The organism is Clostridium sp. YIM B02500 (genome assembly GCF_022324665.1).
Taxonomy (GTDB): Bacteria; Bacillota; Clostridia; order Clostridiales; family Clostridiaceae; genus Clostridium; species Clostridium beijerinckii.
In genome coordinates this window covers 74,880-90,511 of the sequence record NZ_JAKGTE010000010.1, presented here as the reverse complement: position 1 = coordinate 90,511, position 15,632 = coordinate 74,880, and the positions used below count along the sequence as shown (strand labels likewise).

Annotated in this window: 20 protein-coding genes; 7 read left to right on the top strand and 13 right to left on the bottom strand. The window is 28.2% G+C overall.

The window, feature by feature from the left end:
* Nucleotides 1–17 precede the first annotated feature (17 nt).
* Both L1S46_RS10765 and L1S46_RS10760 read right to left on the bottom strand, forming a co-directional pair.
* Complete coding sequence (locus tag L1S46_RS10765; RefSeq protein ID WP_238899965.1) at nt 18–557, bottom strand: dihydrofolate reductase family protein; 540 nt, start codon at nt 555–557, stop codon at nt 18–20.
* A gap of 142 nt (nt 558–699) precedes the next feature.
* A complete protein-coding gene (locus tag L1S46_RS10760) occupies nt 700–1,446 on the bottom strand; it encodes an EFR1 family ferrodoxin (RefSeq protein WP_238899964.1) in 747 nt (248 codons plus the stop codon).
* A 119-nt stretch (nt 1,447–1,565) separates the two neighbouring features.
* Between L1S46_RS10760 and L1S46_RS10755 the strand changes: the two genes are divergently transcribed.
* A complete protein-coding gene (locus tag L1S46_RS10755) occupies nt 1,566–2,105 on the top strand; it encodes a TetR/AcrR family transcriptional regulator (RefSeq protein ID WP_077308208.1) in 540 nt (179 codons plus the stop codon).
* Between the two features lie 19 nt (nt 2,106–2,124).
* On the opposite strand, the gene L1S46_RS10750 is transcribed toward L1S46_RS10755, so the two are convergent.
* Together L1S46_RS10750 and L1S46_RS10745 are read right to left on the bottom strand one after the other, a co-directional pair.
* Entirely contained in the window at nt 2,125–2,280 is a 156-nt protein-coding gene (locus tag L1S46_RS10750) for a hypothetical protein (protein ID WP_155715541.1), read from the bottom strand.
* 71 nt (nt 2,281–2,351) lie between these two features.
* Complete coding sequence (locus L1S46_RS10745; protein WP_077830601.1) at nt 2,352–3,305, bottom strand: 2-dehydropantoate 2-reductase N-terminal domain-containing protein; 954 nt, start codon at nt 3,303–3,305, stop codon at nt 2,352–2,354.
* Nucleotides 3,306–3,465: 160 nt separating this feature from the next.
* Between L1S46_RS10745 and L1S46_RS10740 the strand changes: the two genes are divergently transcribed.
* Nucleotides 3,466–4,050, top strand: a complete 585-nt coding sequence (locus tag L1S46_RS10740) for a TetR/AcrR family transcriptional regulator (protein WP_238899963.1) — start codon at nt 3,466–3,468, stop codon at nt 4,048–4,050.
* A gap of 67 nt (nt 4,051–4,117) precedes the next feature.
* Here L1S46_RS10740 and L1S46_RS10735 read toward each other — a convergent pair whose 3' ends face one another.
* The 3 genes from L1S46_RS10735 to L1S46_RS10725 all read right to left on the bottom strand — a co-directional run bounded on the left by L1S46_RS10735 (nt 4,118) and on the right by L1S46_RS10725 (nt 6,562).
* Entirely contained in the window at nt 4,118–4,639 is a 522-nt protein-coding gene (locus L1S46_RS10735) for a helix-turn-helix transcriptional regulator (RefSeq protein WP_238899962.1), read from the bottom strand.
* 63 nt (nt 4,640–4,702) lie between these two features.
* The gene (locus tag L1S46_RS10730; protein WP_238899961.1) at nt 4,703–5,551 is read right to left on the bottom strand and encodes a sialate O-acetylesterase; all 849 of its coding nucleotides are present in this window, start codon (nt 5,549–5,551) and stop codon (nt 4,703–4,705) included.
* 438 nt (nt 5,552–5,989) lie between these two features.
* Nucleotides 5,990–6,562, bottom strand: coding sequence for a flavin reductase family protein (locus L1S46_RS10725; RefSeq protein ID WP_012059767.1), 573 nt, complete (start codon nt 6,560–6,562; stop codon nt 5,990–5,992).
* Nucleotides 6,563–6,799: 237 nt separating this feature from the next.
* On the opposite strand from L1S46_RS10725, the gene L1S46_RS10720 reads away from it, so the two are divergent.
* On the top strand, nt 6,800–7,192 hold the full coding sequence (locus L1S46_RS10720) for a MerR family transcriptional regulator (protein ID WP_077830599.1): 393 nt from the start codon (nt 6,800–6,802) through the stop codon (nt 7,190–7,192).
* A 117-nt stretch (nt 7,193–7,309) separates the two neighbouring features.
* Here the strand turns inward: L1S46_RS10720 and murI are convergent, their stop codons facing one another.
* Complete coding sequence (gene murI / locus L1S46_RS10715; protein WP_238899960.1) at nt 7,310–8,113, bottom strand: glutamate racemase; 804 nt, start codon at nt 8,111–8,113, stop codon at nt 7,310–7,312.
* 411 nt (nt 8,114–8,524) lie between these two features.
* Between murI and L1S46_RS10710 the strand changes: the two genes are divergently transcribed.
* Entirely contained in the window at nt 8,525–9,367 is an 843-nt protein-coding gene (locus L1S46_RS10710) for a nitroreductase family protein (RefSeq protein WP_077830597.1), read from the top strand.
* Between the two features lie 110 nt (nt 9,368–9,477).
* On the opposite strand, the gene L1S46_RS10705 is transcribed toward L1S46_RS10710, so the two are convergent.
* Entirely contained in the window at nt 9,478–10,068 is a 591-nt protein-coding gene (locus tag L1S46_RS10705; protein ID WP_236887838.1) for a TetR family transcriptional regulator, read from the bottom strand.
* Between the two features lie 71 nt (nt 10,069–10,139).
* The gene (locus L1S46_RS10700; RefSeq protein WP_077830596.1) at nt 10,140–10,679 is read right to left on the bottom strand and encodes a GNAT family protein; all 540 of its coding nucleotides are present in this window, start codon (nt 10,677–10,679) and stop codon (nt 10,140–10,142) included.
* A gap of 310 nt (nt 10,680–10,989) precedes the next feature.
* On the opposite strand from L1S46_RS10700, the gene L1S46_RS10695 reads away from it, so the two are divergent.
* A complete protein-coding gene (locus L1S46_RS10695) occupies nt 10,990–11,676 on the top strand; it encodes a DUF421 domain-containing protein (protein WP_023974145.1) in 687 nt (228 codons plus the stop codon).
* Between the two features lie 175 nt (nt 11,677–11,851).
* On the opposite strand, the gene L1S46_RS10690 is transcribed toward L1S46_RS10695, so the two are convergent.
* From L1S46_RS10690 to L1S46_RS10680, 3 genes are all read right to left on the bottom strand, one after another.
* Nucleotides 11,852–12,202, bottom strand: a complete 351-nt coding sequence (locus L1S46_RS10690; protein WP_023974146.1) for a DUF2200 domain-containing protein — start codon at nt 12,200–12,202, stop codon at nt 11,852–11,854.
* A gap of 641 nt (nt 12,203–12,843) precedes the next feature.
* Complete coding sequence (locus tag L1S46_RS10685; RefSeq protein ID WP_077830594.1) at nt 12,844–13,371, bottom strand: GNAT family N-acetyltransferase; 528 nt, start codon at nt 13,369–13,371, stop codon at nt 12,844–12,846.
* Between the two features lie 265 nt (nt 13,372–13,636).
* Complete coding sequence (locus tag L1S46_RS10680; RefSeq protein WP_238899959.1) at nt 13,637–14,575, bottom strand: YafY family protein; 939 nt, start codon at nt 14,573–14,575, stop codon at nt 13,637–13,639.
* 127 nt (nt 14,576–14,702) lie between these two features.
* On the opposite strand from L1S46_RS10680, the gene L1S46_RS10675 reads away from it, so the two are divergent.
* Both L1S46_RS10675 and L1S46_RS10670 read left to right on the top strand, forming a co-directional pair.
* The gene (locus L1S46_RS10675) at nt 14,703–15,155 is read left to right on the top strand and encodes a VOC family protein (protein WP_238899958.1); all 453 of its coding nucleotides are present in this window, start codon (nt 14,703–14,705) and stop codon (nt 15,153–15,155) included.
* Nucleotides 15,156–15,206: 51 nt separating this feature from the next.
* Entirely contained in the window at nt 15,207–15,596 is a 390-nt protein-coding gene (locus tag L1S46_RS10670; RefSeq protein ID WP_238900019.1) for a DUF1622 domain-containing protein, read from the top strand.
* Nucleotides 15,597–15,632: the final 36 nt, after the last annotated feature.

Below are 15,632 nucleotides of genomic sequence, written 5' to 3'. Positions count from 1 at the left end.
TAGTGTTTTATCTTCAATTAACAATCTTCTGTTTTTCTTTTTGCATATTTTAATATAGTAATACCGTTCTCCACAAAAACCCCATCTAGATGAAGCTTTATTGTTGGATTATTTTCTAAAAATAAAGGTCTTCCTTTTCCTAATACAATTGGAATTATTCCTACTATAAATTCATCAATAATATCGGCTTTAATAAAATTATCTACAAGACCTCCACCACCAAATAAGTAGATATCTTTGCCGTCCTTTTCTTTTTCTCCTTGTATTATTTTAACAATATCTCCGCTAATAAAATGAAGATTATCTTGATTTTGAAGTTTTTGAGATGTTGCTACATATACTTTTTTATTTCTATAATCATTATGCATATCTTGGTCATAGCAATTTTTACCCATAACTACTATATCTATACCTTCTAGGAATTTATCAAAATCAAATTTATTTTCAGTATTTAATGTATTATCTCCATGTCCAACTATCCAATCATATCCACCATCTTCTGAGGCTATATATCCATCAAGACTTATTGCCAGATTTAAAATTATCTTTCTTTTCACATTAAAGCCTCCCTAATTGTCTAAGACATTTTAATTTTCACCTGTTTTATTGTTATTATTGTTTGATATATAATTAATTATAAGTCATAATAATTTTCATGACATATAATATATTAAAAATAAAATAATGAAAGAAGACAGATTAATTGTTTGCATTTATTATTTCCTTCAATGTAACATTTTGATTAATAAATCTAGTCTTACTTTTTTCCTTTTTAACTCTTATTGCATTATGTGGACAATTATTAGTACATGCTAAACATCTCTGACAATTATTCATAAATAAGGGTTTCTTATCTACTTTTATATTATTTACAGGGCACACTTTTTCACAAGTTTTGCAGCCAGTACAAGTATTTTCTACAGTAAAATTCTTTTCAAATTGATCATCATAAAATAATTTTTCACTTAATATTCTAAGACCACTAGAAATAAAAGAATGTTTTTTAATATATTTCTTTTCTTCATTAATATCTTTAATTATTTTTTCTAAGTTCTCTTCTATCTTTTTCTTAGGTTCTTTTTCTAGCTCCTTATTTATATCAAATCCTGGAAGGTAGTTATCAATCATAACTATCTCGTTAATATAAGAAAATTCAATTCTATTTCTATTACCAATTTCTAAAAGGTGTCTCGTTGCTGCACCAGCATACATTCCATAAGTTGCTATTCCAAAAATATATTTACTCTTAAATTTTGCTTTATTTAAAAATTCTTCAACTATTTTAGGAACTCCGCTATTATAAATTGGAAATACAATCCCAATTTTTTCTTCTTCAAAATCATATTTACCTTCTTTTATTAATTTAGGAATTGAATAATAATCGCTTCCAAGACTTTTTGCTATATATAGACTATTTCCTGTTGCTGTGAAATATAAAATTTTCATAATATCCTCCTCAAATTTCACCGTTACAATTGTAACGCTTATTTGAGTATAGTATAATTGGGGCAAAAGAATATTTCAATAGAAGTTAGAGCAAACGTTACAAAAGAAAGGATATTGTTATGGTAAATAAAGCCGCTAATATACAAAATATAATAACAAAAGAAAGTATTTTCACTGCACTTATGATTTTAATGGAAAAAAAGAATTTTAAAGAAATCTCTATTACAGAAATAACAAAAAAAGCTGGAGTTTCTCGAATGGCTTTTTATAGAAATTATAATATAAAGGAAGATATTATTACCACATACATTGATGAACTCTTAAAAGAATATTCTAAGGAAGTAATGCAGAAAGAAAAACTAGACAATTATGAGAATTTACGCTTATACTTTTCCTATTTTAGAAAACATGAGAAGTTAATTTCTAATTTAATTAATTCCAATTTAATTAACATACTTCTTGAAAAATGTATTGAATCTTTTTATGAACTATCCCAAAGGATTCTCTGCAAAGATTCACTTCTTCCAGATCAACATAAATTTTGGATTGATTATATGGCCGGTGGATTATATAATGTATTAATCGAATGGGCTAAAGGTGGGATGAGGCAAAGTGATGACTATATGGCAAAGACAATTTCTGAATTTATAAATAAGTAATATAGATGAATCATATCAATTAGAGGCTCTTTTCTTTAATAGTTCCAGTGTTTTCTATTAATACGTATTTATCTTCAAGTATATAATACGGAAAATCGGCCATATCTAATTCTTGATTAGGATTACCAGATTTATAGTATTCAGGTATTTTAGTTTCGTCATATCCTTCAAACATTTTATACCTCAATTTAAAATTTACATGAACCAAAAAACTGTCTAGTTATTTTTGTTTAAAAAGCACTAAAATTATTTATAAATAGGTGACTCTAAAGATTCAAGCCTAGGAAGTGATATCCCAAGTCTACGTGCTTCAGCAAGAGTATCGCGCACAAATATTACATTACTTTCAGCTTTTAGATTTTCACTCCCACTAGCACTTCTCATTATTTCTCTTGGTAGCTTACCTTCAGCTAATGCTAATTTCATTACAAAAGCCACAATACCTGCAGGTAAATTCACTGCGATATTTATTATTGTACTAACCTTAGAGCCCTTAGCTGCCATCAATGGTGTAAGTTCCCTTAATATTAAAGCAAAATCTTTAAGGGCATTTGCAGAATCAAATAGATTATTAAGCGAACCTACTTTTGAGGCTGCTGCCATCATGCTTGCGTTAGTAATTACGTGAAACCATAGCCAATTACGCATATCTTTCTGTTCAGAAATACCAAAACCTGCGTTTTTAAATAAGCGAGCCACCATATCATATCTATCTTTGTTAGTAGTATTATCAATGAAGCCCATAAATATGTTTTTCATGAACCCACCATCTAATGTGTTTTTATTTATAAAAGATCCACCGGCTCCGGGGAATCCCCAAACAACTTGCTCTTTTGGAATTGATTCAATTGAGTTTAAAGGCTCACTAATAATATTATTAAATATTAGAACAGTTGAATTCTTAACAAGTGGTTCTAACCAATTTATTATAGCACTTAATTGATTATGATTTACGCTTATCATAATCAAATCAAAATCATGGTCAGATGACAATTCTTCTATCATTTTAATTTTCCAAGCTTTATTTACTAAATCACCTTTTTTATTCTTTCTGCCATCTAATATCTTTAAATTTACTATATCGCCATACTGATTTATTCTTCCTTGGCGCACATAAAATGTCACATCATTACCTGCTTTTTCTAAAGCCCATCCATATTGTGTTGAAATTACGCCTCTACCTATCATTAAAATTTTCATTATATTTCCTCCTATTAAACATGTGTTGTTTAAAATATAAGTGTATGTTAATATAATATTTGATTACTCATAAAGCTACAACCAATAGATTTTTAGCTATGTTGTATAAACAACATTTTATTAAATCTGTTGTTTTGTCAAAGGAGATTAATGATAAATTATGAATGAAAAAGATCCAAGAGCAGTAAGAACTAAAAATTTGATTAAAGAGTCGTTTGTTCAATTACTTGAGGAAAAAGACTTTAAATACATAACAATTAAAGATATTACAACAAAGGCAACTATAAATAGAGCAACTTTTTACGCTCACTATTTAGATAAGTATATTTTATTGGAAGAACTTGTTATAGATTGTTTTGAAGAAATGTTACCAATAGAAATTTTAAATGCTACAGATTTAAATGAAAAAATTATAAAGGAACTTATTTTCTTCCTTTATGAATACAATATCTCATTTTATCAAAAGCGTAAAATTGATTCTACATCTATAGCTTCTACTGTAGATAATTTATTGAAATATAAAATAGATAATCTTATTGAAAAGATATTAAATAATATGGTAGCTAGAAATGAGTTAGATTCTAAAGATACAAATATATTAGTCAAACTAATTTCCTCATCAGTATATAGTTGTGCTCAATATTGCTATTTTAGTAAGAATGATAAAGAATACAATATTGAAAAAACGATTGGCTTTATTATGAATGGGATAAAGGCTGTAACTTTAAAAGCCGCATTATTCTAGCATATTCTTTAGAATATTAGAATATATATTCTAGTATTCTAAAGAATAAATAAATTATGATTTTATATTAACTTTCATTTCTTATATCTTTTAATAGTCCTTCAAACCACTTTACATTTACTAAATGATGTGAATGGGAATTCTCCAACATTTTTCTAAAATATGTAGGAATAGTTTCATCATGCTCAAGAGATTGTTCTAATAAAGAAATTTTCTTTTTAGTTTGTTCAATTTGTATTTCTATTAGTTTTGTTAGATCCTCGCTTTTATATTCATCAGCAAATAGCATTGCTGCATAAAAAGATAAGTTTATATAATCTGTCTTAGATCCATACTTATACATTAATTTTTCAAATTCCTTATCTCCTAGTTCAGTTATAATGTAATTATTAGTCTCCCTAGTATTGTCTAATTTGTTAACTTTTTTAATATATTTTTTTTCTTCTAATTGTTGAAGATTGTAGTAGAATGAACCTTTAGTGAAATTTGCTATATATTTATAGTGTCTCTCTTCCATTAAGGCTAATAATTCGTATCCATAAGAACCAGGGTTTTGTTTTAATAAACCTAAAATTAGTAATGGTATCAAAAAAACACCTCCTTTATGCCCTTCATCAAAATTATATTAACTGTTATTTCATAATTATAAGATTTAATCATTGTTGGTTTGCATGAATTGAGATACAAATTCCTCATATGATATTTTTCCTAATGCAAACTCCATACTTTTTATATATATCTTTTCATTTTTAGTATGTGTTCTAGCATTATTTAAATTCAGCAGCTCATTTTCATTAATTAATGGCTTCAATACATGTTGTCTATTCGAAAAGGCCTCAAAATAACGTAAACCAAATTTTCTTTGAGAAATTGCATCAATATGAATACCATCAGGATTAGAAGTTAAACCTGATGCTGTAACAAAGAAACAATTGTCTTGTTCAAAAGCAAACTTTTGTAACTCTTCATTAATGAATTTATATTCAGTGCAACTTTTTCCAAATCCTTCTTTGCCTAAAAAATCTCCTAATCCACCAATGATAATTGGAATATCTGGAGCATTTAACTCTTTTCTAAAAGCCTCAATGATTAAAAGTAATTTTTTATAATATACTTTATAATTCCCATTAACACTATCACTTTCTCCTTGATGCCATAAAATTCCTGTGAGCTTGCTACTTTCAATAGCAAATTTAGCTTCAGTTATAGCATGTCTAAAAAGCACTCCGTCTACAGCCCACTCATCTAGTGTGCTTCCACCTTCAGCACAAGGAATTAAACCAATAGTATCTTCTTGATTTTGACGACTCCATGCATCTGCAAATGAACCGGCAAGACTTATTCCTGAAACAGGACGGTCATAATTAATGGGCTCTGTCATCATCTGCCATCTACCATTACGCAACATTTGTATTCTTTCATTATAAATTGGCGCTACCTCATGAATGAACCCACGCCCAGCCATATTTGACTGTCCTACCATTAAAAACGATTTAATCATTTTTTTCATCCTCTCTTTTGTTTAATCTTTACTAAGAAATGCTTTTAGTTCTCAATAAATATTAAGTATTTACTATTACCAATAATACATTTGTATTTATCATTAGTCTAATTAGACTAACATCACTTACATATTATAGTCTAATTAGACTAATTGTCAACTATAATTTTCTTCTTAGCATTTATATGGGTTGGCGGTTTCAACTTGTCCACTTTCCCTTTTAATTCAGTTTCTAATCTAGGCTAGCGCTACTCATGAGTTAAATTCTTACTCATAACCATAACGTTTTTACTTGGTCTTTCCAAGTCATCCCGCCCTCCTTTCGTAAAAACTTTGAGCATAAAAAAACACACCATTCATTTTAGAATAATGTGTTTATTATTTATTGCTTGCTTTTACTCAGCAACTTCATTGGAAAAATAATTTTACTAGATGTTATTATTTTTTAAAATCCTTACCTATAGAAAATGCATTTCCAAGCTTATCACCTAATCCATAATAACCACGGTCATTGCCTACAAATGAAATAGGTTTTAGTTTTGCAATATCGCTATTCCCTTTTTCATCAACTACTTCTTCACTAATCTTAACCTCTACTATCTCTCCTATGAATTGAATATGTGAACCTAATTCAATTGTTTTTATTAGTTTACATTCTATATTTATTGGAAATTCTTCAACATATGGTGCGTCTACAAAAGTCCCTTTGGTTGCTGTTAAACCTGTATCTAAAAATTTAGAATTATTCTTTCCAGTGACTAGTCCAAAGTAATCCATTTCCTTTATATAATTCTCACTAGGAATACTAATTGTAAACACCTTGCTTCTAATAATATTCTCATAAGTAAGGGTAGCTTTTCTTATAGAAACGCCTAAAGCTGGAGGAGCTGCTGAAACTATTCCCCCAAACGAAGCAGTCATTACATTTGGTTCCATATCTACATTATAAGTTCCTATTACAAGAGTTGGTAATGGAGAGAATGCCAATTTCGCTCCTATACTTTTCTTCATATTTCTTCCACCTTCCATAAATTTTTATTTAAATTATACTTTTACCATCACCTTAAATAATGTGTATTGTGAAGTAATATACGCGATTGACAATAAACACTCTAATAGATCCGTAAATTCTTTTTTATACTCTATGCATGCATACCACCTCTACATTGAAACTCATATATTTATGTGATATGCTTATTGTAGTACGTTAAAGTAACTTTAAGTCAAGTAATAATTTAAGGAGGTTTTATGGAAATTTTTGAGTCTGGAGATATACCAAAATATACAATTAATCAAGTCTCTCAAATTACAAACTTATCTAAACCTACTATTAGATACTATGAAGATATTGGCTTACTTTCAGATATAAAACGAGATAAAAATAATATTCGCATGTTCTCTGATAATAATGTTAGCAGATTAACAACTATTCAATGCCTGAGGAATACAGGCTTTGGAATTGAAATAATTCGTAATTATTTTGAACTTTCTTCAGAGAATGCAGTAAAACTTAAAGATAGATATTTAATGATTTTAGAACACGAAGAATTACTTCTACAAAAAAAATATGATCTTGAAAAACAACTTACTAGTATTCAAAATATTAAACTTAAATATGAAGAAGATTTAAGAAATAAGTAAAAAGGATAAATTCTTGAAGTATTTAATCTGCCTTCAATATCATGATCATAATGATCAGCAATTAGGATTCCATTTTAGTTTTTACTATTTCCTGTAATCATTTCTGATGAATGGCTCTTAAATCTTTTCAGAAATATTATATTCGTTGATATTATCCATTCTTTCAAATAGTCTGTTATATTTATCTAATACTGCTTTATCCTCTACTCTAATTCCTGAATTATAGAAAGTGATGTTGCCATGCCCTTCATTTAATAAATTCATTTCTTTCAAAATTCTTTTAAGATTTTTTGCAGTGCCAATGTTTCCATCGATTATACTAACATTTGAAGGCACTAATTTTCTAACCATATCCTTATAGTAAGAAAAATGGGTACACCCTAAAACAATAGCCTCATAATTATTTAAATCAAATTTAAATAACTCCTCTTTAAGATACGGTAATACTATTTGTTCATCAAACTCAAGTCTTTCTGAGAATTGAACTAATCCTGGAAGAGGAAGTAAGTCAACAACATGTTCGTTATCTAATTTATAAATAAGATTATGTAATTTTTCTTCCTTTAACGTCAAAGCAGTGGCAGTTACCAATACTCGTTTATTCATATCTTTGTTTTTTTCAATGGCAGGCTTTACTGCAGGCTCCATACCAATAATCGGAATTCTATATTTACTTCTCAACGCCTCTATTGCTACACTTGTAGCAGTATTGCAAGCAATAACTACTGCCTTAACTCCTTGTTCAACAATAAAATCTATAGCATTTAAAATATACTTTTTAACTTCATCTTTTGGTTTTGGTCCATATGGAACATTTGATGTATCTGCATAATATATATAATCTTCATTAGGTAACACTTTTAACGTATCATATAATACAGTGATACCGCCAATACCTGAATCAAAAAAACCTATTTTCATCTTTTTCTATTCCTCCAATAAATAAAATTTATACGCTACTCCAATGAAGCTTTATTGTATCATTGTTTTACATAAATTTACTTCAGCAAAACAATTATAACACATTTGGTAAACATCACATTGTTCAATTTTTAAAGTAAAACTACTTTAAAAAATTATTTTTAAATTTTTGATTATCGCAAAAAATAAGAAATCTACTATTATGAAAATTACCTTATTAGTAAAGACAGGGCTGATGGTGTTTTATATATTCAAATTATATGTGGAGCTGGCATAACTAATTATAAGTTACATATTTATAAACTTGTAATTAGCTTTATTATATGATAAAATCCAATTACAGGTTACATCATCAAATATTTGTAACTCGTGATTAAATTATATAATCATCTCAAGGGGAGGAATTATAATATGGAAAAGGATAATAGAAATTTGATACAGGTTGATCAATCTAAATGTACTAAGTGTGGAAGCTGCTCCAAAGTCTGTCCAACTGGTGTTATAGGTATGGATGAAAATGGACCAAAGGTAGTAGGACAGTTTTGTATCGCATGTGGTCACTGTGTTGCTGTTTGTCACTGCGCAGCACTTGACAATGTAAAAACGCCTTTAGCAAATCAAGTAGAACTAGAAAAAACACCAGTTCTTGACGAAGATACTGCATCTCGCTTTCTCCGCAGCAGACGTTCTATTAGGGAATTTCAAAATAAACCAGTTCCTAGAGAAAAGATAGAACAGCTTTTAAATATTGCCAGATTTGCGCCAACAAGTGGTAATTCACAAGGAGTTTCCTATCATGTAATTGATAATCCTGATACATTACGCAAAATCACATCAGTTGCAATTGATTGGTTAGAAGAGGCATTGAAAAACCCACCTTATGCTGGATCACCATTAGAAGCACCATTTACCAGTCATGTAAGACACTATCGTGATACTGGTGATGATGTTGTATTGCGTAATGCTCCTTGTCTAGTGATACCAATAGTTCATAAAAATTCTTCATCAATGGGACATGACAGTACGCTTTTTTCTCTAGCATATGCTGAACTTTATGCGACTTCAATGGGACTTGGAAGTTGCATTACTGGATTTTTTGACGCTTGTGCTGCTTCTGGTTATAGGCCATTACTTGATATTTTGAATTTGCCAGAAAATATGAAGGTTACAGGAGGACTTATGGTCGGCTTTCCAAAATACACTTATAAACGTTTGGTAGATAGAAGTCCATTGCAGGTTACTTGGGGAAAATAATAGGAAAGCAATTGTATGATTTGCATTAATTTATATTTTAATGTGACTGTGATTTAGATAACCATATAAGAAATGGCCGATAATAGTCGGCCATTTCTTATATAAAATATTTACTTATTGGAATTCTTAAGTCCTTTTATTAGAAGATTTATAACAGATTCTATGTTTTGTTTTCTGTCAGGATCTTCAAATGTGTTTGGATGAATAAAAACGCTGGTTGCAAGATATACAGATCTTGCCTCTTGATAAGGAGATTCTGTAAAGAATATACCTTCTGTAATTCCTTGCACTATAACCTTCTCAATAGAATTAATTCCCTCTTCTATACCCTTTTTTATTACTTCCATTGATCTCTGAGCTAGTTTTATGTAGTTTGCAAACATTTCCGGATCATTAATAGCACTGTGATGTTTAGCTTCAACAAAACTTTCGAGTAAATTACTAAGTTTAACATCTGCAGGACTATCTTCTTTTAATATGTTATTTGACGGAGCATGCAAACGTGTAAGCCAACGCTCGGTAACAGCGTTCCATAGATCTGTTTTTCCATTATAATATCTATAAATTGCAGCATGACTTACTTTTAATAATTTTGCCACGTCAGTTATATTCGCTTTATCTGGTCCGAAACGGCGAATTATTTCTTCTGTCGCATTAAGGATCGTTTCTTTATCTAGCGATATTTTATCCAAATTTATCACCGCTTTCTTATTTTATTTTTAATTATATCATTTTTAGTTTTATGTTTCAAATTACATTAATTGTAACAGAATTAAATTTGTTGTTTCTCCCATTCTTTTTTCAGTAATGCGTACTGAAACGTATTTTCATATTTAGGAATTCCATTTTCATCTTTTATAAACGAAATAAATTCTAAAAAACATCCCTCTTTACGCATCCCTAATTTTTCACACAGTTTTTGTGATCGATAGTTATCATCTTCAACATATGCATATAATCTTCTAGCTCTTTTTTCGTTGAAAAGGTATTGAAATAAAGCTTTCGCACTCTCGCCAGCATATCCTCTTCCCTCATATTGTTCATTAAAATTCCATCCTATGGAATAGGTGTCTGGTTCTTCATACAAATAAAATAATTCTCCAATTAAATTCTCGTCATCATTCAATAAAACAGCAATATGAGAGTCATCTTCACTTTTCTTTTTAGCCTCTGATATAGCCTCCTCATGTGTTGTTATTTTCTCACCTCGAAAACAGTTAACTCTAGGATTCGATAAATATCCCAGTAAACCTTTAGCGTCAGCCAATGAGAAACTTCTAAGTACTAATCGATCTGTAATAATCTTTTCCATAGGTACCTCCAATAATAAATATCTTGCCCAAGCAATATAGTATTCTAGTCTATAAAAAATTAAACCCACTTATGATTTTAATTTATTTATGGATAATTATAACATATCTTTTGAATATCCTATTATTCAATTTTCTATATACATTTTTTTAATATGTGGACAATTTATGCATTAATCATTATAATTGACTATTTATTTGAATATAAACGTTATTAATAGTCAATAATCCATTTATATTTATTACTTTTTATACTGCAATATTTTGTTTGCATAAATATTATTTTCACTATAACTTTAGGAGGTAATACCAATGATCCCAACAAACACACCTGACGTCTTACTAAGAACATTTATACTTTTTATAACATTACTAGTTTTAACCAGAATATTAGGAAAAAAACAAATGAGTCATCTAACTTTTTTTAATTACTTTACTGGAATCACAATTGGCTCAATAGCAGCTAATATGATTCGTGAAACCGAAGAACCTTTTTGGGATGATTTTATAGGGTTAATTTTTTGGTGTGTATTAACTCTTTTAGTTGAATACATTGGCTTAAAATTCAGTAAATTAAGACAAATAATTGATGGTCAACCTACAATAGTTATAAAAAGAGGGGTAATTTTAAAAGCTTCTTTAACATCTAATCGTGTTAATTTAGATGACTTATTAATGCTACTTAGGAAACAAAATATATTCTCTATTAAAGAAGTAGAATATGCTATATTAGAGCCCAATGGAAACTTAAGTGTAATGAAAAAGCCACAAGATCAGCAAATTACTAAATCTGATATGAACATTAATATTCCTACACCAAAATATTTACCATCTGAAATAATTTCTGACGGAAAAATAGTTAAACATAATTTGAAAGAATTAAATTTAAGCGAAGATTGGTTATATTCTCAACTTAAAATTCAAAATATATCTAATTTAGCTGATATAATATATGGAGAACTTCAAAGTGATGGTACATTATTCTTACAAAAGAAATAATTTATATGCAAAATCTTCTTCCTAACATTTTTATATAACTTATTTCACATAACCTCGCTAATCTTTATACTAACTAAAAATACATTACATGATGTTTCAAAATTAATCAGGTCAACAAAAAACACCAATTATTTATATTTCTCATATAAAATCAGTGTTTCTTCGCTTTTAATAATTATTTTCTTAAAATTTTATCCATCGCTTTTCCTTTTGCTAGCTCATCTATTAGCTTATCCAAATAGCGAATTTCCTTCATAGTTGGTTCTTCAATGTCTTCCACTCGAACACCACAGACAACTCCTTTAATCAAAGTTCGTAAAGGATTCATTTTAGGAGCTTCTGCAAAGAAAGTCTCAAAATCAGCCTGTTTTTCCAGCTCAGCTTCTAGCTCTTCTTTGCTATATCCTGTCAACCATAGGATTATTTCATCAACCTCTGTTTTTGTACGTCCCTTTTTCTCCGCCTTCATAACATAAAGGGGGTAGACACTTGCTACACTCATTGTATAAATCTTATGTTTTGTCATAATACATCCTCACTTATGTAATTTTCTTTATTTATAATATTTAAAGCATTTCTCTGAAATTTTCACTAAAAAACCCCTCCTAATAATATTAGGAATTTATAAGTTTAATTGAAACTATTGAACATAAGAACAAAAATATACTAACTCCTATTAATAAGGTATATTCTTTTTTCTTATTTAACTTGAAATAATTAATACCCATTATTAATTGTTGTATTCCTAATAACATAAGCACAATTGGCATAATAATCATTCTTAGATTAGGTTTCAAAATAGAAAATATTGCTGTTAAAATAGTTATTATTGATATTGTTATATTAATAATTTTGAATTTAGTATTATAATACATAATTATCCCCTCAAAATCCATAGCGAGTTTATTTGCATTTATTCACATTAATCTAATTATATACCAATTACTTTCAAATATTCAATAAAATCGCTTTCTACTTATAATATGATCCTCCCATAATTAGAAATTAATGAAACTTTTATTACTTCCTTTTAGTATTACGAATTAAAAAAAATCGTAAATTCATTTTCTTGAATAATACGATTTTAAAATTTGCTATTTAATTTTACTGATTCATAACTATATGGAAAATATTCAACAAATACTATATAGGACTATACATATTATTTCATATTAATTTTTCATACAGTTTAAACGAATCCAATCCGTAGTTTCCAAGGCCCAAATCAACAGTATCAATATATTTAAATCCACATTTTTCATAAAGCCTAATGGCAGGCATATTACCTTCAAAAACATCCAATCTAATTGATTTAACTTTTGACTTAACACTATATTTATCAGCAAAGTCCATTAGCGCTTTACCTACACCACATTTCATAAATCTTGGATGAACAGCAAATGTATGTATAACAAAAACATCTGAATAGTCATACTCAAATCCCCATTTAACATTATAATATGCCGGTTCAGGCTCATGGCTTAAAATAATAGAACCAATGATTGTTCCATTATGCTTTGCTACATAAAGATTTCCGTTTTTAATGCCATCAATTGCATTTTGCCTTACAGGATATATACCCTTTATCCATCCCGGATAATTTACTCCATCTGCCAAATAATCATTTAAATCATTATAAAGATTTTCTAATTCATCAATATCATTTACTTCCCCAAATTCAATAGTAATATCCATATGTATCACCTCCAAATCAATTCGAAATATAAATTTTGTTTTATTACAATAATTTACCATTACAAATCAATTATAACATATCTTGTAAAAGCTATATTACTCAATTTTCAAAGAACATTTTTATAATTTACTACGTCAAATCTACAGATTGTAAATTACCTTAACGAGAAATCTGAATTTATCGCTCATAACTTTTTTAATATCCTCAATAGAAAACTTATATATTAGGACTTTAATCAAATTAATATTTTAGTATATATAAGTTTTAAATTTCTTCATAATAATTTAGAATCTTTTTAATTTTTTCATAAATAATAGATTTTAATGATTGTGGTTGCACTGATTTAATAGAGGTACCATATCTAAGAAAATAATCAGATATGAATTCTTCTTCACCCACATTAAAAAATCCCTTTATGATTGTCTTTGTCCCTAACTCTATTTTCATAGAAGGATAGTTTTCCTTATAAAAAATATCTTTTGCACTATCTAAAATCTCTACTTCAAACTGAATGCTTTTATCAGATTGGTAGAATTCTAAGGGAGAGTTTATTAATTTTTCAATTGGAAATTCTAACTTATCATTGCTAAATTCTAATGATGTTATTTTATCACATCTAAAAACTTTGTATTTATTACTCTTAAGTTCTATTCCACTGGCATACCACTGTCCAAACTTAGAAGAAATTTCAAAAAACTGTATATGATAATTTACATTTTTATTATTTTTCAAATACTTAATCTTACAGCTAATTTCATTAATAATACTTTCTAAAATCTTATCTAAAAATTGACTAACACTATTATGCTTGGATGCTTCAAATTTCAAGACCTTTTTCATCTTATTAATTTCTTTTATTTGTTCTCCTGATAAGCATTTTTCAAATTTTTCATTTAATTTTTCTATACTTAAATGAAAAGGCGTAGACTCGTAGGCTTTCAGTGTGAGCATTGCAAAATATAAAGCATATACTTCATCTATTGTAAATATAATAGGTGACAATAATCTATTTTTCAATATAACATATCTTCCGTACCTACCTTGCTCTGCATAAATAGGCATTCCCAATTCTTCTAATGAAGCAATATCACGTAAAGCTGTACTTTTTGAAATGTTATATTTATTCATTAAATCACTTAAATTAAAGTAATCGAGGTCATTCAAATACATCATCATATGGTTTAATCTTTCTGATTTTTTCATATATCCCCCATTGTAAAATTTTCCTTAATAAAGGTTTCATATTTTGACACCTTTGAGTATTATACTCTAATTATATCAATAATATAGTCATTGATATCTAATTTATTATACGAAGGAGATTAATATTATGAGTACAACGCTAGAAATTGCTATTTTCCTTTCAATGAATGGAAAAGCACAAGATGCTATTAATTTTTACAAGAAACACTTTAATGCAGAACAGTTAATGATTGTAACATATTCAGACCTGGTAAAGATGGGTGATAAATCAATAGAAATTAATAACGAAAATAAAAATCACATCTCTCACTCTGTTTTAAAAATAGGTAAGACTAAAATTATGCTTAATGAAAATCCAATGGATGCTAATGAACAGTACCAAGCTGGTAATAATACTTCTCTATGTATTCAAAGTGCTGATTTGGAGGAAATCCAACAATTCTACAATAGCTTAATTACAGATGAAAGAGTTAGAATAATTGTACCATTAGCCAGTAATATATTTAGTAAAGCATATGGTATTATTGAAGACCCATTTGGTATTAAAATTCAATTGTGTTTTGATGAGAGATTAAAGTAACAATTATTCAATGTATGAGTAAAATGAGATTTGGAATTAGTTTATAATATGATGTTTACGGGTAAACTGTATTCTAATAAAGGAGGTGCAGCATTGGATATTAAAAATATTCTTGAAATCCTTATAATAGTTTTACAGGGCTTATCCATAACAATCATAGTCTGGGGAGTTTTTCTTTGCTTAATAAGTTTTATCAAATTGGAGATATCTTCTAATAATAGATCAAATATAGTCCAAAAGATTACATCTACAAAAAATTATTTAGGCTCTTATATACTATTAGGTTTGGAAATTTTAATAAGTGCAGATATTATAAATTCTATATTAAATCCTACCATGCATGATATTTTGAGACTAGCTGCTATAGTTATAATTAGAACAGTAATATCTTATTTCCTAAATAAAGAAATGAAAGCTACTGAAAATAATCAATCAAGTTAATCACTATAACCTAAAAATAAGCTATAGCAAAATACA